Origin of the sequence: Chitinophaga sp. 180180018-3, assembly GCF_037893185.1 — a bacterium.
Lineage (GTDB): Bacteria > Bacteroidota > Bacteroidia > Chitinophagales > Chitinophagaceae > Chitinophaga.
This window is the reverse complement of the sequence record NZ_CP140772.1, coordinates 1,570,137-1,590,441: the sequence shown is the minus strand read 5'-3', so window position 1 is coordinate 1,590,441 and position 20,305 is coordinate 1,570,137. Positions and strand designations below refer to the sequence as shown.

Below are 20,305 nucleotides of genomic sequence, written 5' to 3'. Positions count from 1 at the left end.
ATATCCTTCAACCTGCAGCTGCTAAAAGCTGCAAGGGAAAAAAGTTGTTATGCTGGGGCAGGCTATCTTTCGTAACCAATCCCTCCTGCAGGGCTAATGCAGCAGTAATTACGGCAGCAGAACATATGAAATACGGGATATCTCGCTGCTCTTCTGTAAATAATTGTTCCTGCAACTGCAATTGTCCTTCCAGGGCCGACAGGAAATGTATGCGGTCTTTTTCCAACAACGCATACAATGCTTGCGCGGCCATGGAAGTTATTGTATCATTCTGCTGTATGCTATCCAAATGTTGACGGACTGCCACATTACCTGACCGGTAAAATGCTTTTACTGCGTAAAATAGATGATGCTCGGCCATGGTGCTGATAGAAGACGGCTGGAGCAGGTATATTTCTTCCTGCGATTCTTCTCCCATTGCCGCTATTTGCCCGGCTTCCTGCGGTCTGGAACCTAACAAGGCACAGGCCATCATTTCGAGGCTTTGCCGGGAATTAAAAATAGAGCGATCCTGTTTAAACAACTCCGGATGTTTGACCGGATCTACATCCCAGGCCATCTGCCTGCCATCACCTATAAATTCCATCGGCATCTCCAATACTTCCGCCTGCTCCAGCAACAGCAGGTAATGTAAGGCTGCTGCGGCAAAATAAAATCCGGTATGCAGGGAGGCGCCATTCAGGGCGTAGTCTAATAATGCGGTTTCCTTGTAATGCAGGGCCTGCAGGAGGAATGCATGTGCGTTCACATTTCCTTTGCGCTCCAGCAGCCATGCCTGCCCTTTGAGCAGCGCCTGCATTTCATCCGTTAACCGGCCAGAGAGCCACGGATCTCCTAACAATTCCCTGAATATGTTTCTATTATGCTGCATCTGTGCTTAGTATTTCCAGGTTTTTATAACAGTGGTAGCTCCCGGCACGCCGGCTTCGGATACCGGCGTTTGTAAAGCCACCCCATATAGTTTGCCTTCATTCAATTTTTTCTCCAGGATATCGGCCATGAACTTGCCCAGATCGCCGCCCTGACTACGCATGCGCGCTATGCGGCTCTGAACCCAGGAAGCCTGCATCTGGTCGCCGGTGAGCTCGGCCGAACCTCCTTTGTACTCCACTATCACGAGGTCGTCCGTACCAGGCCTGCGCATGATATCATCAAACCCTTGCCCGAATTTACCATGAAATTCGAATGGATTCACTGCTTCGGGGGCGTCTTCCAATCCCAGTACATCCTGTGCGTATTCGCGCCCAAGTTGCGCGCCGATATCATGCGATACTTCGGTTTTAGATAACTTGCGGCCGGGCTTGAGATCGGGTGCTGATTCAAACTCCCTGGTACACAAGGACGGCGGGAATGGGGAGAACCGGCACCATACACCTTCATTTGTTTTACGCCAGGTATGGCCATTGGGCAGTTCAATTTCTTCCACATACCCTTGCATGCTGGAAGGCCGTTTACGGCCCATGTTTTCCCTGGCCCACCCGGCTTCTGCCTGTACCTCTTCCTGTGTGATGGGGCCTTCTTTGGCAGCCGTTTGTTGCAACTGCTGTTCCTTTTTGTCGGCCTCCGGTCCTTGTCCTTCTTTAGCCGTTGCGGAATCTTTCCCTTTCACATCATTCATCAGGTCGTCCGCATTATGCTGTGCCGCATTGGTTTCACCTTCCGTTTGCGCTACTATCTTTTCACCTGTTGCCGTATCGGTGGTGGCAGTGTCTACCGCTGCAGCCAGTTTTCCTTCTGTGCCTGTTACGCCTGCGTCTATGGTTTGGGCGCGGCTCTTCCAGAAGGATTTACGCTTTTTCCAGTACTCGGACTCGTTCTCTACTACTTTACCGGCCTGCTTGCGCAACACATTGAAATATCCTTCTTCCTCTGCAGCCAAACGTACAGCCGTTAATGTATCTCTTACCTCAGCGATGATCTTCGCCGGGGCTTTTATCAATTCAACGATCTTACCAGCCCCGCTGGCAATACTTTTAGCCGCCGCGGAAGGCAGACCTTTAATAGCTTCGTATAGCCGGCCGGGTAATGCTCTTAAAGCTTTTAGTAATTCTCCGGCCCTCACCAGTGTAGCCAGTGCTTCTATGCTTTCCACTACGGCTTTCGCCACACCATAACCAGCCACAAACACCAACACGATATTAACAATTACGTTAGTAATCTTAGTGACCCAGAAGATAGCCTGATTACATTCTTTAAAAGGGCCTTCGATAAGAGATGCTTCCAGCATCAACTCACTCCACATCTGACTTACAGCCTCACCTGGTGCGCCAAAGAATTGCGCCAGGCTTTTGAAGAAGCCGTAAACACGATCGCGGCTTTCGCATCCCAATTCGCCACCGCTGATCCAGCAAATGACCATGCCAACGATATCATAAACAGCCCTGATGATATCCCATACCATTACCACGATATCCTTGATAATGTTCAGGACACCCAACACCACACCTACAAGACCGCAAAGCGCATATTCAATAATGTATTCTACGATCATTACCCGGCGGGCTATCTTCTTCCAATCCCATCCCAGGAAGCCTTTGCGTGGTGAATAAGGTTCCAGCTGGTCCGGGGCCATTTGTTGCAGGGTAATGTAGTCATCACCATCCATATTATCCATCAACATGAAGCTGGCAGACTGCTGCCATTTATCCTGGCATTGCTTCTCCAGTTCCAGCAGTACGTAACTGCGCCAGGCATCCGGTACCCGCTGTATGTTCTGCACAATGGATGTGCTGTCGCCCCCGCTGGTAAAGCCCGACAGCAGATCTACCACTTTATAGGCCACCCAGGCCGATGCAAATCTAACGGCCAGGATGCTGAAGGAATTAAAGAAGTAGTCGGACAAATGATAGGCATCGGTGCTTTCCATCCGGTGAAACAGTTTGACAGCCGTAAGAGTTGTGCCTTCGTCTGTTTCTGCTTCCAGCCGCACCAGTACATTGTCCAGTAGATCACCTGTTAACGGTGTATCACCGTTGAAATATTCATAAGCCTGACGACTATCGTCGGCTGATACATAAAGGCCCGTTACCAATTTATATACCTGCCTGGCAATGGCTGTTTCTATCAGATAAGCTCTTACGTTGATGAACAGTTTCAACAGGGCTTTCCAATCGGCCGTTGTCATGTCATCTAACATCCAGGCATATACTTCCGGAGTAGACATGCTGGCTTTATCCACCACCTTGTCGACTATCTTGTTGGTATCAATCCTGTTCTTTCCCCTGAAGGTGTCCAATATCTTAGCACTGTCGCCGGAGGTCGTCCAGCCGTGTAATGCATGATATACGGTATCACCATCCTTTTCAATATCCTCATCGCTGAGCACACCGGCTTCCTGTTTCTGAACCAGCGGAGTGGATTTCCCTTGTTGTACAACGTGAGTAAGCTCGTGGGCCAGTAAGTGCTGACCGGTGCCGGAAGCGGTATCCAGCTTGTTCCGGTTGAAATAGATATCACTGCCATGGGTAAACGCCTGTGCGTGCAAATCCTGGCTCATATGCTGCGCCTTGCTGTCGGTATGCAGGCGCACGGCGCCAAAATCTGCCCCGAAGGCCGTCTCCATGTGTGATCGTAACGTTGTCGGCAAACCCTGTCCACCGCCTTTGCTACTATTCAAAGTAGTTTCCAGAGAGGCCGCGGGGGATGCCGCTGCTTCTGCGTCACATTGCACATCCGCCAGTGGCTTTTTATGTAACCCGGGCAATTCCTGCTCTGTTTCCTCTTGTTGCGTTTCCTGTTCTTTGCCCAACCGGGGCTTGGTTTGTACGGGAGCAGGTTGCAGCACGGGGCTTATTGCCGGTGCTTCTGGTGCTATGGGAGCCGCTAAAGGCTCCATTATTGCAGCGTCTGTATTATTCTCTTTACGCTGTACTTTTTCTTCTTCTTCGCAGGCAGCACATTTCGTTTGTACATCGGGGTTAGCCTCGCTTTCAAAGATGGGCTTGCGCTGTGCCTGTTCTTTTTCTTCAGGCAGTTCTTTCTTTTGCAACTGCTTTTCTTCGGCTTCGCAAGTCGCACATTTCGCCTGTACGTCCGGGCTGGCTTCACTTTCAAATATAGGCTTACGCTGCACCTGTTCTTCTTCGGGCTTTTCTTTTTGCTGCAGTTGTTTTTCTTCTTTTTCGCAGGAGCTGCATTTCGTTTGTACGTCGAGGTTACCTGCTGTGGCTGGCGTTGTTTCAGGCATTGCCAGGCGATGTACTACTTTGTCGGCCATCGCATCTGCTTCTCTTTCAAACTTATCACCCGGCTGACCTACCGTCAGTTTGGTCTGTAAAATACCGCTGGTGGGAGAAAAGAAAGGCGTCGTTTCTTGCGAAAACATGCCATCAGCGCCCTTCCTGAAGAAGGGACGGCTGCTCCGTTGGGGAGCAGCAGGGGTAGCCGTGGCAGTCTTCGTTTTCATATCTTTTATTTTCCTAACGCCATTCTACATGCAGGGGCTTTTTCATCCAGGGCAGTTTTATTACACTGATGCTCCAGGGTAGATGGTCTAATAAAATATCAATCGTATGCTTCTCCATCTGCAAACGCCAATGATCTTCTCCGCTGCTCAATTTACCCGGCCTTTGCAGGAAGGCTTCCTGTAATCCCTTCACAGAAGTGCTTTTCAGCACCTGCCAATGGGCGATGGCGTTCTCCATCAAACCTGCTGCTTCTTCCAAAGCAGCAGCGGGGAGGCTGATACGGGTATCAACCGGTTTGTGTAAAGGCCAGCCGCAGAGCACTTTGGGCAATAGCACTTCATATTCGGCGGCCTCCTGGCTGCCGGTGCACATATAATGCAACAGCAGGATAGCCTGTTGCTGCGTTACGATATCGCGGAACTGCCTGCCTTCTACCCATTCCAATTGCAGGAACAGGGGTAGCAACCAATTATGCAACAGCACAATGCCAGCATTACCGGTATACCAGCTTTCTTTGCCTGGTTCCTGTATGGCAGTCGAATCCCGCCGCATAGGCACTATCGCTGCGTTTACCACACTTTCACTGGCGCTATGATCTGCAGTATTATTTTCCATGTCAGTTTTCTTTTCCATCCATTCTGTTGCCACCGCTGTTAACGCCGGCCAGCCTCGTTCCTTACACCAGGATACCAACAGCGACGCATATACGCCAAATACCGGCCATTGTTCCAGCAAACCAATTATCGCCGCCCGGTTATCTCCTTTAGGATGGCGGGCTACCTGCAACAACAGACATTGCCATCCCTGCAAACTAAAGTGCCGCTCATCCTGTAGGGTTACGGCTGTTGTCTGACGGGTAAGCCGGGCATATACTTCATATAATTGCCGGAGCAGGGTTTCCCAGTCTTCCTGCGCCTGGGCGCTAATCAGCACTAACAACTGCTGCAGAAAAGATGGCGTATGCTGGTATACCACGCGTCGGGTGCTGTCCGCATCTTTCAACAACAAGGCCCGTAAGCGCTCTACAGCTGCAAAATCGAGCGCCAATGTTTGCTGTATTTTTTCCAGCCATGCGGCTTCAGTTGCCTGGATGTCCCAGGGCAGGGTGCCTTTTTCCATGTAATACAACCATTGTTCAAAAGCATGTTGAGGAAGGGTTTTATCTGCAATAGCAGGCTGTTCCTGCCGCCACTCCTGCAACGCCACGGTTAGCTTTTGCAGCAGAAGGGTGGTAAACCGTGCTGGTTCCAGGTCTTCCACGCTGATACGGCCCAGGTCCACTTCCAGCAGGTCTATATAACTCAGGGTATCTTCCGTACTGAATTGATTGAACAACTGTTCCAACGCGGGCACTGTTTTCTGCCAATAGCTATCCCTGACCTGTTGTTGCCAGGCCAATACGGCGTCTTTGTTATGCGCCGTCAGCTGAAAACGTTGTTGTTGTATTTTATGTATCATACGTTAAAGGCTATACGTTGTTACGATAGCTTCATTCCATCCATTGTTTGCATTGCCTGATCAGGTCTGTGTTAGCACTGGTCGCCAAATCCTCCGGTTTCCAGTTACTGGCCAGCGCATTGAGGTCCAGGCCTTTTTCTTTCATCTTCCTGAATATTTGCTGTAATAATTCCATTTCACCGGCCGACAGCGTAGCTGGTACCCGCAACAGCAATTGATCCAGGCATAACCAGGTGGCATTTGCCAGCAGTAAAGCCTGTTCGCTGGCAGCAGCCTTTGTTTTGTCGTCAGGCAGCCTGCCCAGGAGAAAATCGGCCAGGGCGTTGTATTTATCAATATTCAACGGGCCTGCTTCCATGAATTTTTCTGTGCGCCCGTAGGCTTCGGTATCTACTATTGTATCAGCATCAACCGGCAATATATTCTGCTTGTATTTGAGCAATCGTTGGCGACCCCGGCGGTTCAACTGCATGGTAGCTTCTTCTACGGCCGCCCTGTCGGCGACTGTTGCTGCAGATGCCATTGCTTCCACTGAAGGGGCTGCTCCCTCCGGATTAGTGGCAACCGGTTCTTCCATTACATGAAGCGGAGGGGCTGTAAGACCCGGTGGTGGCGGCGGTGGCGGTGGTACGTCTTCACCCAAACAACCCAGCGACTGCTCTCCGCAAGATTTGCTGAAGAGCCCATTCAGTATTTTTCCAAAGTCCGGATCTGTGATCTTATCAGATGCACAAGGTGCCTGTAATGGCGTACAATCCGGATCTGGCGCATCGTCGGACAATGGTGGCATTGCTTCTATGCCAAAGAGGGCACAAATAAGGCAACAGAGCAGGTTACCTGTATCGTTGCAGACAGACTTGCAGGCCAATTGCTGTAACCAGCGCCTGTACAGTGTTTCAAAATTGCAAAAGGTGCGGGGCCTGGCCCATTGTATATTCAATAATATATGCGCAGGCGCTTCCCTGCGCAGCAGGTCTTCCATCATGGCGCGGGTAGTCGTATTGCGAAAACGCAGCGGCCAGCCAGGCAGTACCACTGTAGCTACAAAGGAATAAGGGTCTGTATAAGGTACTATGGTAGTGCTCAGTATATCGGGATCCCCTGACGTAATATCTTCCTGAGGCAACGTATATCCTACCACTTCTTCCTTCCAGGGTAATTTGCAAAGCATATCCGGGTGCACCGGCAGCAAACAACTGCAGTCCTGCTCTCTGCGGCGGGGACGCAGCAAAATATGTTCTACCAGGTGCATGCCTTCATCATTGATAGCAGCGCCGGCCCTGATGATGGCGGCTTTTGCCATGGCCAGCGAGGCATAGTGTTGGGGGTTAAATGCCTCCACATAGTTTGCATCCACCAACTCAATACCAAAGGGGCCGCAACCATCATCTGCCGATGGCTGACAATTATCCGGCACCTTCAAAGCGTTGCAAAAACGCTGGAAATCGCGGGTGGCGGCGGCAAGACAGTCGTATATAGCCGCACTTTCCCAAATGATGGCGCCTTTTTGCTGAGCCGGCGGTGGGGCATCGCAATTGCAGCCAGCCGGATCGGAGGGGTCCCGCACAGGTTCCTGCGGGATAAAATCGTTATCGTATAGCCGGAACAGGTAGTTATATCCTAACGCTGCTTTAATGCGGCGGAAGGGATATAATAAAGCCGCATCGCGCAATAATTGTTTCCATTGCTGCTTGCCGGCATCTGTTAAGGTAAAGCTGCTATCCGGCACATAGTAGCCCAATACAAATTTACTGCGTTCATCTCCCAGTTTAAAACGATCCTCGCCGGCATGCAAAAGGAAATAACTATCATTCCATATCCACTGCAATACCTGGAACAACCAGTCTTCCCTCGCCTGTTGGGCGCTACCGATACTATTAAAGGATTGAGCAGCGCTTAAGCGTAATTGCCCGTCTACCATCAGTTGTATTTCCCAGTGTTTATCCGTTTGTATTACCGAAGTGGTAATATTGACCGGACAATGGCCGCCCTTTTTAGCACCCAACTGCTTCAACTGGCTCAAATAAATATCACGGTCGGCCTCTGTATTGTAGGTATACGGATGCAAAGCCAGGCGGTATCCTTTCCGCACGACTTTAAAACTATAGTACTGATTTGTTTTGTAAGGATAGTAGGCATCACCTCCCCATCGAGTAGCGTCCAGTAAGGATTCCAGGCCCGTGAAATAGATGCCGTTTTTTTCTGATTCTTTTTCTGCTCCCCAGGCATCGGGAGCGTTGGAATAGTGATGCAGACTTTCTACCAATACTTCATCCATTACCACCCGGTACCTGCAACTTTCTTCGTTTGTGCATATCCGTGTGTTGCCAGCATAAGCTGCCAGGGAAAGGAATAATTGCAGGCCGTCGTATGCTTCGCCCATAGTAGTGTAAGCATCACAAAGCTTCCACAAGCGTTTCCCGGCCTTCGCATCATACAATTGCACCCGGAAGCGCTGTACATTTTCCAGCCAATGGTAGGGAAAGCTTCTCAGCAACTGTGGTATAATGGCCTGTGCGGATGCTTTGCCACCAAATTGGTTAATAGTGGCGGCAGGCACCAGGGCCAGCGGCTGCGCTGAAGGATCGGCCGTTACCGGATCCCCCTCCCATACGATGCTGCTACCGTAAGCAGCCGGATCCCCTGCCAGGTGCGTCAGTTGCAGATACTGCTGCATAAAAGCGGCGGCAGCCTCTTCGGAAGATGCATATGTCTTATAGCTTCTGAAGTAGATGGTTTCTTCTTTGGGGTAAATATCTTCCACATAGGCTTTCTTCATCCCGCTGATGACGTAGTAGTAACGCTTTACCTGGGTTATGGGATCTATCATGCACGCTACCACATCTTCGCCGCCCATGCATATTTCCAGGTAATCGATACCCTGCTGGTCTTTACTACGCAGGCTTGTGAGTGTTTGCTCCGCTGCGGCTTTATCGACCAGTTTGCCCGGATAAAATGCCATGCAGCTGTTCTTGTTGATCACCCGGTATACATAATCGCCATCGGTGGTGGCCGTGCTGCGCACGTAGCTCAGGGCATCTGTTGGGAGCTCGCCGCTACGCAACTGTGCCAGGGAAATGGCCTGGCTCATAGCTTCGCCTGTGGCCGTGCCGGCGTTTGCTGCCAGGGGTAAGGTTTCGGCAGTAGCAGCATGCAGCAGCGCCGGTGCAATATCTTTAGCTGCTGGCTGCAGGCTGATGTGCGCAGGAGAAGCAATAGCGGTTGTCAGTGCTGCCTGAGCCGCCGCTTCAGATGTATATTCTTCCGGGCCATTGAACAGGAAGGGTTTCTCCTGCATGCCATGTAATTGTATCTGGTAATTCCAGCCAACGGGCTGCTGTGTATATGTAACTGTATACTGTTGGGCGGCCATCACCTGTTGCAATTGCAGCGCCATATTTTTTGCCTGCTGCTCTTCATCAAAAACAGCCGGATGCAGCGCCTTTACTTCATTACGTTCTGTGAGTGCAATTTCGTATTTGCCCTGTTCGTTCTGGCGTACTAGGTAGTTGGCAGGGGCTGCAGCCAGTTGCAGGATCATATGAAAGGCATCCGCTGCCAGCGCTTCACTGTCGACCGGTATTGCGCTCACCAACATATTCTCTGCATCAGGCTCATGGCTGAGCGTTACCACCCACTTCCCTTCTCCATCCTGAGTATATACCACTTTAAACGCAGTAAGATTCACATATTGCGAGTGTGCCGCATTCACAGACAGCAGCTGCAGGGGCGCCGGCTCGCCTGGCTGCTGCCACTCCCACTCCTGCTCCTGTACATTGGCCAACAGCTCGTCGGCGGCAGTTTGTGCGGCCGACTGGCTGGGAAATACCTGATGTGAGTGCAGGAAGGGATGCCCTGCCGGATCGGCTACTTCAATGGAGTACTGATAACGGCTGACAGCCACTGTACCCTGCAAGGGAGATACAGCAAACTGTTGTTGCAACGCCTGCAACTGTTCATCGCGTTGGGCAGCACTGTTTGTAGCGGGCACCCAGTAAGCATTGCCGGCAGCTAAAGGGATACTAAAGCCGTATTGCTGTGTTATCGAATCATCCGTTTTGACATATAACTGCGGCTGCTCTAAAGCCCTGGTAAGCTGCATGGTAGCCTGCATAGCATCTTCCGCAGTAACGTAGTTGCTGGTGCGGAGGATTACTTCTCCTCCGGCATTTTTCAATTCTCCGTAAAAATAGGCCTCGTACGGTCCTACAATAAAGGGGCAGAGATAATGCTGTTGCTGCCCGGCAATACCGGCGAGTGCTGCTACCCGCTTTTCATAACCGGAAATATTCGCGGAACGCCACTTGTTGGCTCTATAGTCGTAAGCCTTGCCGCGGTTGCGGCCCAGGCTGTCGTAAGCAGAAAGAAATGCGGCTTTCGCCCGTATGCCCCTGGCAGCGGCTACCATCGGGTCTTTTACGCCATATAACACCAACGCATAATCGGTAAATACCTCACCAAACCTGGCCAGTAAGTGATTCAACATCTGCTCCCTGCGCTGCACATATAATGTGGTATCTTCTACAATCTGTTGCAGGTACCCCCGGTAATCCGACAGACTGAAAACAATGTCAAAAGCATAACGGTCATGCCCTGTATTGTCTTCAAAACTGAAAGCACGTAAATTACTCTTACTGGCGGCCAGGAAAATAGCCGACTGCGCAGCTTCTTTTGCCTTTTGCTGTGTAGGGTAATAGCGACTGGAGAGCAGCACATAAGGCCGGTTAGCGGGTGCTATCACAAAAAACCAGCAAGCGTCTCCAAACAAATAGGTTTGAACATAGGCCTGGTTGTCCTGGTTCACCATATCCAGCAACAATTGCTCCATGGCGGTATTGCGCGCCACGAGGTAGTCGTAGCTATAGTATTTGTTACGCCAGCGTTGTATAATATCAATGGTAACAGGAACGTCTACACGTAATGTATTGAGCAGGGACTTATCTACCGGCAACATCAGGGTGTCCTGTTGTTGCCAGCCTAAGTCAGCATAAATCCCGTTTTGCTGGAAACGGAGCAACTGATCCAGATCTGGCACGTCCTCTAGTCCCCCGATAAAATAAGTATGTGGCGTAACATCCGGAGAAAATGAAAAGATGTTACGTAAGTGCTGCAACTGGGCCAGATAATTAGATAGCAGCTGATCGAAAAACAGCAGGAAACCTTTCAGCTGCTGTACTTCTACCACACGCTGGGGAGAAGCATCTCTGCCCAGTTCTCCTTTCCCAATGGCATATACCCTCGGAAAATCGTGCTGCAGGGAATAATATTGGCCCAGGTCGGAGCGGAAAAATCCGCTGGGCACAGCAGTATCCAGATAAAGGGAAGGTTGTTTGTAAGCTACTTTGCTGCCGTTTAGCGCTGAGAGATTTACATAGGGCAAAATAGCATCTCCCTTAAAAGTAAAAGTGGCACTACCTCTGCGAAATACAAACTGGCAATAGGGCAGGGACAGTTCCGGCAAATGACCGGACAGCAAGGGCAGCGACCAGATAGCGCCTTTACTTTTAGTACCTTTGAGATCTTTAACATCATTGGTGCTAACTACGGGTGTGGCCATATTGTTGACATACCCTGCCACAGAAAGGGTATTCACCGACTTTACACCGGATATGCGGAACATTTCCCGGTACAGATCTGATACATGCAGCTCCGTAATGGGTACAATGGCTTCCAACTCAGCTGTATCTATGAAGCCATGGCTGCTGGGCGTATAGTCTCTACCTGCGAATATTTCCTCTATCGGCAATTGCTTATCTGTCAGCATTTGCTGTAAAGTGTAAAAGTTTGCGCGAGGCGAAAGAAAACGGTACAAAGCCTGTACCATGGCATTTAACACCGTAGGTGCGTCTGCGTTATCTTCCAGTTGAATTTCGGTACAAATACCTATCTGTTCGTGACAAAGAATATTGATGTTGTAGAAATCTTCACAAAGATTACGGTGGGCCATGAGGCGCTCCCGGATACGTACTTTCAGGGTACTCAGTGCCTGCGCCCGCTGGGCGGCATCAGTGGGCAGGGTTTCCGGTTCAATAAGGATATTGTACAATCCGTTCAACGCTACTTTTCCCTGGTTGCCTTCACTGGAAACATCCTGCCCATAGCAATCCAGTTTATCGCCCTTATGCCGGTAAACATCCTGTTGCGCCTGGTGGGTTACTTCCAGCCAGGCATTACGTACGCCGTCTATATCTATTAACAGTTTGCGGTAGTCGAGTATAGTAAGCGGGTTAATACTGAGTATGCGGGCGGGAGTAAAAAAGTTATCTTCCTTACTAGCTGCTGCAGGGTTCATGCTGAGCAGGTCGGCTATAGGCAGACTGGCGCGATAGCCCAGGTCGAGCAGGGAGTAGCATAACACTTCCAGGATGGTAATGCCGGGGTCATGTACGTTATAGTCAGTCCATATTTTGCCTGACAATTTACCCAGGTAATCGATCCCCTCGCTGCGCAAGGTTTCGAAATCCAGGTCTGGCGGAAATGTGGCATCCTTTTTCCTGATCACATTTGTAGCATTTGTATCCTCAGCCATAACAATGTTGATTAAAAAATGAGCGATTAACGGGGCGCTTGTCCGATTTTATCATCAGTACAAGGTGGCAGCAGCGGTTCGGGGTGGTTACAATCCACTTCATTATCTATCTCCGGATGATCATTCGGCTGCGGAGCAATACAATCATCCGTTGATACATCAATATTCCCGCTTACCAAAATAGAACGGGGTGTATGTGGCCGGATCCGCTGTGCAGGCGCGTCTTCCAGTTCATGCCACAACTGCAGGCATTTCACAAAATCCACATAGTCCAGTTGCTCTACAAAGCGCACCACATCCGATTCGTTTACCAGTTGGCCAAACGACAATTTATCCAACTTACCTACCGCCCAGGGGGCAAAGAATTCCTGTAAATCCGTTTTCAACTGCGCGGTATAAAAGGCAGGATCTTTTCCTTTCACCAGGGTTACTGCGATATTCACCTGTACTTTCTCATAGCGCGGGTTAGTTACTTTCAACCGTACAAAGGGTGAGCTGCGCTGTTTAAGATAGGTATGCACCTTTTCCAGCAGGCTAAGCGGGGCTTTGGGCTCCTGTAACTGCCCTGCTTTTATTTGCCGCAGGTCGGGGATCACGGCCAGCACCACATAACCGCCGGCATACGTGAAATCCTGTTGGTACTCCTTAGCACCCAGCCCCAGGGTATGATTGATACATTTCACTTTATACAATTGTGGAAAAGCTTCGAGGACCAGCCTTTCGTAATCGAACGACTGTATCGCTCTTCCCTTATGACGCAATTGCTCGCTGATGCGTACATAGAAATGACCGCTGGCTTCCGGTAGTTGTCCGCCAAAGGAATCGTAGGGTTGTAATACCGATTTGATATGTGCATCAGCCGCATCCAGTTTACTAACGCTACCAGCCGGCAGTGCAGCACTCATCCGCCCGGTATCATTTTGCGGCGCAACGGTGCACACTGCCAGCACAGCTTGTGTATGCACGCCAATGGTTTCGCATACTGATTCGGCATGTGCAGGGATAGCCGCTTTAACCCAGTAGCTATCCGAAGGCATGATAGTGTTGAAGGTGTTGATATCGCCGGGGATAGTCATTTTGATGATGCCGGAGCGGGTAAGTCCGTCGGTATCGTCGTTCAGGATCTCAAAGCCTGTACGTAGCGGTTTCCAGATATTACTACTCAGGTAATACCAGTTCACATCTGCTTTTTCGGATTCTGAATCTGCAGTTGCCTCGGCCAGCTGGAAAAGCAATTGCAGGTTGCCATAGGGCTGCAATTGTTTCAGGCCTATAAAAAGTGTGCCTTCTTCGCAGTAGACAGGTAATAACGGCGGTTGCAGTGTCAGCACTTCCGTTTTGTGTGTATTTTCGAAGGGGTAGAGATGGAGGAGTTGCATGTCTTTCATTCCGGCGCTAGCCTTATAGTCAACTGAAAGATTTTTGATAATTGGGGTCCATGGTTCTTTAGGAATGACTACCCCTTTTTCTTTGGCCTGGTCTATCTTGTCTGCCTGGTCTTTCAGGCGTTGCCAAAGCTGGTCTACACCGTGCTTTAGCTTAGAGTCATCACCTGAAAGAGGCGGCGGGATGGTATTGAATAAAAGCGACCAAATAGAGGCGGTGATAGTGCCTCCGCTACCTTCCGAAAATATCTGATTTACCAAGGGATCTACAATATGCTTCACATTGTCAGCGTCAGTAAAACTGTCCTTGATAACCTTGGTAAGATCATCTATGCTCAATGTTTCCAACTTGGTGTCCCCGGGGTTTACGCCATAATAAACTGCTCCGTCCACAATCTCGGGCAACTTGGATACAGCCATCATTTGCCGTGCCAATGCAATGGGGTATTTATCATGTTGAAAATCCTGGCATTGCAGGGTGGCTCGCAAAAAGCCACGCCGGGTGCTGGCATCCATGCGCTTTATCCCTGTATAGGTGAACGTTTCTTTGGGATCGGCCAATGTCGGAAAGGTATTCGGCGTCAAAATGAACTGGTAATCCAGGTCTTTATTCGCTCCATTACATAAAGGGGGCGCTGTTTTATTTCTGAACAAGAGGTTATTGGTATCAGACCCATCGTCTTTGCAGTTTACTGCCGCCTCGTCTATCCAGTCACCATCTTGCAGGTATCCAAACCTCACTTTGAAATTATTGTCCAGCACTTTTCCTTTGGTCACATTAGCATTCCGGTAAACGTTTTGGTAGCCATTGTAATAATCTGAGAATTTCCCTGTGGGCAGGTCTTTCCAATTGAGGCTCAGCCGCACTTCCTCCCAATGCTTCATGAATATTTCTTCGCTGCCTATATAGAAATTAGACCCAACAGTAGGCCTGCTACCAAAAGGATACATCAGCCCGTTTACATCCTGCACCGTTTCATCATTTTGCACAATCACATTCTTCACACCACATACCTGTACAGAGATGTTCACATCTGTTATGCGCAGGTCGCGCAGGAAATGGTATATCGCAATGGCAGCCGCCGTACTTTTCTTCTCCTTTTCCAAACAGCATTGTTCACAGTTGTGTCCGGGCTGCTGTTCCAGTATTTTGTCAAGGTTTATTTTTATTTGCTGATCTACTTCTACTCTCATTACCGGTTGGGTAGTGTTCAGATCTTCATTCAATACGCCTTTGTCGTAAAATGTAACAGCTGGTACATCAGGGGGGAGTATAGCCGTCAGAGTTATATCGTAGCCGGCAACTGTTTTCTCAATGCTTTGCGCTACCAGCTCAGGTGGCGTGATCCAGGCTTTGGCGCCGCTGAAATAGACCTGCAACAACTTTCGCGGCTTAAACAATTGCGCCACAGCCGGCGTGAAAGCTCTCACCTGGTTAAGCAGTACAGTATAGGTTGTATTATCACTTTCCAGCACCGCATGAGTACCGTCAGCTGCTATGTCCGTGGCAGTCAGCAAGGCAGTCATTTGATCCGTAATAGCGCTGGCTATACCCATTTTCTGCGCCTGTGTAATCAGGTCGTCCGAAAAATAGTAGTAAGATTTGCTCAGCATTGTTTTAAACGCAGGAAAGAAAAACTGATCATTTATCAGCACAGCGTTGTTGCTATTATTTTTGCCGCAATTGCCTTCATCAGGCGCTATACAGCTTATTTTAGTAGTGATGGTGCGTGTACCTTCCTGCAGAAGCAATACCGGCGACGCCAGTACGAAACCCAGGCGGGCATACGGATACTGTGCCGGCAGGGTTTTCCCGGGAGGCACCAGTTTGCTGTAACGCGCGCCTGCTGTATACCAACTGGCGCCGGGATCCAGCGCAGCGCCTTGCCCATCGGCTGAATTAGCCTGCGGGGCAATATACACGCCTTCGATAAAATCGCCTGACTGGCAGGTAGGCGGCGCGCCTCCCACAGCGGTACGTCTCACACCGGTCACAGGATTGAGGAAAAGTGTGCGCAAGCTGGTGATAGCCGCATTGTCTACCACAATTTCATCCGACAGCTCAAACAGCACATCTGTTTTATTCGCGTCTTTTCCATCCCGCAATAAGGTACCTGCTTTCAGTAAATACTTACTGAATGGCTGTTGAAGCTCAAATACGATATGTGCTTTATCAGGCGTAACCGGCCTGGGGCGCAAGCCCAGCACATCTTTATAAAAAAAGTCGAGATGCTTTTGTGTGAAACCATTCATCTGTTTTTGCACATGCCCGAACAGGTAAAGGAAGGAGAACAGCAACCCGAGATGTGGGGCATGCCGTTGCTTATAGGCTTCATTCAGGGGCTGCAGGCTTTCCTGTATACATGTAGGCGCCAGTTGTACAATAGCCCCCATAGCGTCTATAAAAGGCTGCAATAACGCGCGGTAGGTATTGAGCAACAGCAAAGCTTTTTCCCGTGCAGTAGCCGCCTGGCTGAAAGAAGTATTCCATTCCAATGCTCCCAGCACCGGGTCTATTCCCCATAAACCCGGATCACGTAACGCTTTCAGGTCAAGGGGGCGGATGCAAAATAGTTTTACGGCACCATTGGTCAATTGCACAAACTGTGCAAAAGGACCGCGCAATTGTTGCTGTATAAGTGCCTCTACAGTTCTTTCTACTGGCAAGCCGGTACCGTGGAAGGTTTGCTGCCAGCCGGCAATAGGCAGGATCACATCAAAATAGAAAAAGTCGACCAGCAGTTGCAACGTATCTTTAACCGGACGCTGGAACACTTCCTGCGCATATTGCTCAAAATCGCGTTGCAATTGTCCGGTATCCAGCTTGCTGATGCGTGCCAGCAGGAAAGGCAGGCTATTCTCAAAGAAAGGGCGCCAATCACTGATCTGGTTAATGCCGCTGTACTGGTAATAATTGATCTGAGGGGCCATCTGCACAAAGTAGTTGAGCAGGTCGGCCAGCGTTCTCCCGTCTACCGGCGCACTGGCGGCATCCAGCGCAGGCAACGCGCGGTTACGCTGGCTAATGCCGGGTGCATATTGAAAGGGGTGGATAATATTTTCGCAGTTGTTAGCCATCGTGCATGACTATGATTTAATGAAACAAATGGATCATGGTTTAGTAGCCGCTTCCAACAAATAGAAATCGTACACGTAGTTGTACCTGGAGTTGGTCGCGGAAATGGTATAATCCACAGATATGGTGAACCGGCCTTCTATCAGGTCGGATGAATCCATGGGTACTACATCTATGGCGTTGGTCACAATACGGGGCTCATAAAAGAGGATGGCATTGGTGACCAGGTCGCGCAGAAACCCTATCATGGCGGCATTGAGCGGCTCGAAGATATAGTCCTGCAGGTCGCATCCGTATCTCGGCTGCATCACCCTTTCTCCGAGGCTGGTAGAAAGAAGTATGTTCAGGCTTTCTTTAATATCCTCCTCATTGCTCACCAGTGCTACGGTGCGACTTTGTAAGTCGAAAGCCGGGGGAAATTTCCAGCCTGTTCCCAGGAATGAATGCGGATCATTTTGCGACATAAGGTTTGAATTTATGGTTCATCATTAACCGCCTATTTCTACATTAGGCGCCCCCATCACAATTACACCACCATGCGCGGTCAGGTCGCCCAGGCGCGCAGCGGGGCGGCCGCCTATGAGCACCGTTACAGAGCCTTTTACTACTGTATCCGGAGGGCCTGCACAGGTACAGATATCGCCTACCACTGCAGCCGGCATACCGCCGATCAGTACAGTAGGCACCCCAGGCCCTACCACCGGGCCGCCTACATGAGGTACGGGCCCATTGAACAGGGGACAGGTATGAAAATCGCTGATACGTGCTGCGGGAGGCATATGTTAGGTGATTTTTTGGGGTTAAAGTGAATGGTAATTTACTAGTTGATCTTCACCAGGGAACCCGTAATCTCCGTGATCCCTTGTGCGGATAGCTTGGCCAGCGAACCTTTTAGCTCCATCATGCCATCGGCACTCGCTGAAATGCTGGCGCCACCGATAGATAAAGAAGCGGCGGCCGACAGTTTCAGGTTGGCGCCTGCCTTCAACTCAATGTCCATAGGGCTTTCCACCTTAATGCCACTGCTATCCATCGTGATTTTATTATCGTTCTGATCCTTTAATTTGATGCTGGCAGAAGCTTCATCAATGGTGATGCTATTGCCCTGTGGCGTATCAATGATAATAGTTTTCGTATTGTCGTTGAAGTGAATACGCATACCACTGCGGGTCACAAAGCCTTTTTCATCATTCGCATCCTGAGCAGTGATGGGCGCCGGTTTGGCGCTGCTGTTGAGCATGCCCAATACAATGGCGTCACGGGGGTCTTCGTTAATGAAGCCTACAATCACCTCATCACCTATCTCCGGCCGGAAGAAGGCGCCGCGATTGTTGCCTGCATCCAAACTGGCCATACGTACCCAAATGCCGCGGGCATCGTTGCTAATCACCGGTATCTTCACCCGTATACGGTGTTCTCCATCGGGATCATCCTGTAACTGTACCACCACGCCTATTTGCAGGCCATGTACACCGCTTTGGAGGCCGGCTGCGGGCACATCTGCAATGTTCTCACAGGTAGCGGAGATCCAGTCGGGCTCCAGGCCAAACTGCAAGTGCGTATCCCAACTGCCGTTGGCGATCTCGTGCCGTACCCCGGTTACAAATGCGTTGCCATTATAGCGGTTACCCATGCCCTGTAAAGTCACAACGTTGCCGGGCAATATACCGGAGAACCCTAAGAAACGCGCCCTGCCGCGGATCTTGGCCAGCCGGCTTTTCAGCATAGCCGCTTTTACCCACTCCTGCAGCTCTTCTTCAGAGCGGCGGCCGCTGTGTTGCAGTTCGTATTTGCTAAGCCCTATCACGCCAGCGAGCGTGCTGCTGCTAAGGTTACCCTGCTCCGTATACGGCACAGAAGAAGTTTCGGCCTGATACAACTGCTGGCTGGTATAGTTCCAGGCGGTGGCCTGTACGGCATTCCATTGATAGCGTGCATCCATCTCCGCTTCCAGTTCCAACAGGGAAGAACCGTATTGCAGCTGCAAAGCAGCAGTGGCGGCGGTATCCGGCGATTTCACCTGTACCTTTCCCTGGTTTACGATTACCAGCTTACCATTCACCTCTGCGCGCAATAACAGGAAATCCCAATCGCTGCAATGGTGCTGTACCATCTCCTTATGCTGCAGACTGGTTACTTCTACATCGCTGCTGAGGCCATGGTTACGGATCAGCTGTTCTATCACCTCGCTGTCTTTCACCTGTTCATAGTACTTGCTATGCCGGCCTATGGCCATTTTCACGGCCTCGTCGCGGCATTCTACTGTCAGCACCGGGTTACCATCCTGCCGGAATTTAATACCCTGATGTATCACGATACCTTTGAACAACAAGGCATTGTTACCATCTCTCCCAATCTTGATGCTTAACTGCGTGCCGGGTGCCAGCGCATCCGCATTGCTTACGGGAAAATCCTGATCAGCTGCAGAACCGTCGCGCAACACAATCTTGGCAATTGGTAGCTTATTCACCACTTGTGTAAGCGTCAGCGAAAGCACTTCATATACCGGATTCAGCTGCTGGGTGCCGTTTACCAGTATATCAAAAGAGGCTACATCATGGGTGGATGTGTTGGGTATGGCTGTCTGGTTCATGATGTTTCGCTTTTGTCAAATGGTGGAAAATAGATCTCTTTGCCAATAGGTACCCGTCTGAAAGTAGTGAGCTGGTTCTGCATAGCCACCTGTAACATGTATTTAGGGTCCTGGTAGATATTGAAACTGTACAGGTCTAAACGGTCGCCCTGCTTAAACACGCGGTAGTGTGTAAGATCAGGCGAAGACTTGTGCTGCTCCCGGTCATTGGCCTCTTTGGCCATGTAATTGAGGAAGGTGGCGCTCACCTTCACCCGCAGGGGGCTGCCATCGGCATTGAACAGCACATAGTTCAGGTCCAGGTTCGACATCACGCAGGGGAAGGCAACTTCTCTGCCCCAGAATACTTTCAGGAAACGTGGGCGGTGTGTTTCGCCATCCATGCGGTATACCGTGTCCAGCAACAGTTTCACCTGGTCCTGCACGCTCATACCGGCATAGCCGTATCCTTCAATAGTATCGGTGCCATCGAGCACAAAATCCAGTTTCAACTCTTCCGGAATAGTGGAAATAAAGCGTGCTTCCGTTTTCTGACTACCTGGCTCCCTACGGATATCGTAGTCTACTTTCAGCGTACGGGTATAAGTTTCCGCGTTCACCGGAACGGTGAATTTGTGGCCCTTATCCAATTGCTGTTGTAGTTTATCCGTATACGTTAGTATATAGATCTTTTCCAGTTTCGCGTCGCTCATCGCTCATTTTTTTCTTTCAGTACCTGTAATACTTTTTCCACGCATAGCTCTATCAGCGCCTCCTGGGGAGTGCTATTCCCATTTCCGGCGCTGCTATTTCCGGCAGCCGTATTATCCGGGCTTACCTCAGCTTTGATCACCAGTTCCCTGATCTCTATGGGCATGA

10 protein-coding genes are annotated in these 20,305 nt (G+C 50.1%); all 10 read right to left on the bottom strand.

Translation table 11 applies throughout. The features are described 5' to 3' along the window. Positions 1–7 precede the first annotated feature (7 nt). From UNH61_RS06495 to UNH61_RS06450, 10 genes are read right to left on the bottom strand one after another with little or no spacing between them, the layout of a single operon-like run. Complete coding sequence (locus UNH61_RS06495; RefSeq protein ID WP_326991323.1) at positions 8–871, bottom strand: hypothetical protein; 864 nt, start codon at positions 869–871, stop codon at positions 8–10. 6 nt (positions 872–877) lie between these two features. Beyond that, positions 878–4,405, bottom strand: a complete 3,528-nt coding sequence (locus UNH61_RS06490; RefSeq protein ID WP_326991322.1) for a DUF4157 domain-containing protein — start codon at positions 4,403–4,405, stop codon at positions 878–880. A gap of 13 nt (positions 4,406–4,418) precedes the next feature. After that, positions 4,419–5,864: a contractile injection system tape measure protein gene (locus UNH61_RS06485; protein WP_326991321.1), complete on the bottom strand. Its 1,446-nt coding sequence runs from the start codon at positions 5,862–5,864 to the stop codon at positions 4,419–4,421. A 31-nt stretch (positions 5,865–5,895) separates the two neighbouring features. Continuing rightward, a complete protein-coding gene (locus tag UNH61_RS06480; protein WP_326991320.1) occupies positions 5,896–12,393 on the bottom strand; it encodes a hypothetical protein in 6,498 nt (2,165 codons plus the stop codon). Positions 12,394–12,419: 26 nt separating this feature from the next. Next, positions 12,420–16,856 (bottom strand): baseplate J/gp47 family protein, encoded by a 4,437-nt coding sequence (locus tag UNH61_RS06475; protein ID WP_326991319.1) that lies wholly within the window; start codon positions 16,854–16,856, stop codon positions 12,420–12,422. Between the two features lie 33 nt (positions 16,857–16,889). Further along, complete coding sequence (locus UNH61_RS06470; protein WP_326991318.1) at positions 16,890–17,318, bottom strand: GPW/gp25 family protein; 429 nt, start codon at positions 17,316–17,318, stop codon at positions 16,890–16,892. Between the two features lie 24 nt (positions 17,319–17,342). Beyond that, the gene (locus UNH61_RS06465; protein ID WP_326991316.1) at positions 17,343–17,633 is read right to left on the bottom strand and encodes a PAAR domain-containing protein; all 291 of its coding nucleotides are present in this window, start codon (positions 17,631–17,633) and stop codon (positions 17,343–17,345) included. Positions 17,634–17,674: 41 nt separating this feature from the next. Next, positions 17,675–19,447 (bottom strand): type VI secretion system tip protein VgrG, encoded by a 1,773-nt coding sequence (gene vgrG, locus UNH61_RS06460; RefSeq protein WP_326991315.1) that lies wholly within the window; start codon positions 19,445–19,447, stop codon positions 17,675–17,677. Next, entirely contained in the window at positions 19,444–20,139 is a 696-nt protein-coding gene (locus UNH61_RS06455; RefSeq protein ID WP_326991314.1) for a hypothetical protein, read from the bottom strand. Before UNH61_RS06455 ends, vgrG begins: the two co-directional genes overlap by 4 nt. Then, a complete protein-coding gene (locus UNH61_RS06450) occupies positions 20,136–20,303 on the bottom strand; it encodes a DUF5908 family protein (RefSeq protein ID WP_326991313.1) in 168 nt (55 codons plus the stop codon). Before UNH61_RS06450 ends, UNH61_RS06455 begins: the two co-directional genes overlap by 4 nt. Between the last annotated feature and the right edge of the window lie 2 nt (positions 20,304–20,305).

Excerpts from the sequence above, each read along its gene's own strand:
- UNH61_RS06495 (WP_326991323.1), bottom strand. The coding sequence starts at position 871 with ATGCAGCATAATAGAAACATATTCAGGGAATTGTTAGGAGATCCGTGG.
- UNH61_RS06490 (WP_326991322.1), bottom strand. The coding sequence starts at position 4,405 with ATGAAAACGAAGACTGCCACGGCTACCCCTGCTGCTCCCCAACGGAGC.
- UNH61_RS06485 (WP_326991321.1), bottom strand. The coding sequence starts at position 5,864 with ATGATACATAAAATACAACAACAACGTTTTCAGCTGACGGCGCATAAC.
- UNH61_RS06480 (WP_326991320.1), bottom strand. The coding sequence starts at position 12,393 with ATGGCTGAGGATACAAATGCTACAAATGTGATCAGGAAAAAGGATGCC.
- UNH61_RS06475 (WP_326991319.1), bottom strand. The coding sequence starts at position 16,856 with ATGGCTAACAACTGCGAAAATATTATCCACCCCTTTCAATATGCACCC.
- UNH61_RS06470 (WP_326991318.1), bottom strand. The coding sequence starts at position 17,318 with ATGTCGCAAAATGATCCGCATTCATTCCTGGGAACAGGCTGGAAATTT.
- UNH61_RS06465 (WP_326991316.1), bottom strand. The coding sequence starts at position 17,633 with ATGCCTCCCGCAGCACGTATCAGCGATTTTCATACCTGTCCCCTGTTC.
- vgrG (WP_326991315.1), bottom strand. The coding sequence starts at position 19,447 with ATGAACCAGACAGCCATACCCAACACATCCACCCATGATGTAGCCTCT.
- UNH61_RS06455 (WP_326991314.1), bottom strand. The coding sequence starts at position 20,139 with ATGAGCGACGCGAAACTGGAAAAGATCTATATACTAACGTATACGGAT.
- UNH61_RS06450 (WP_326991313.1), bottom strand. The coding sequence starts at position 20,303 with ATGCCCATAGAGATCAGGGAACTGGTGATCAAAGCTGAGGTAAGCCCG.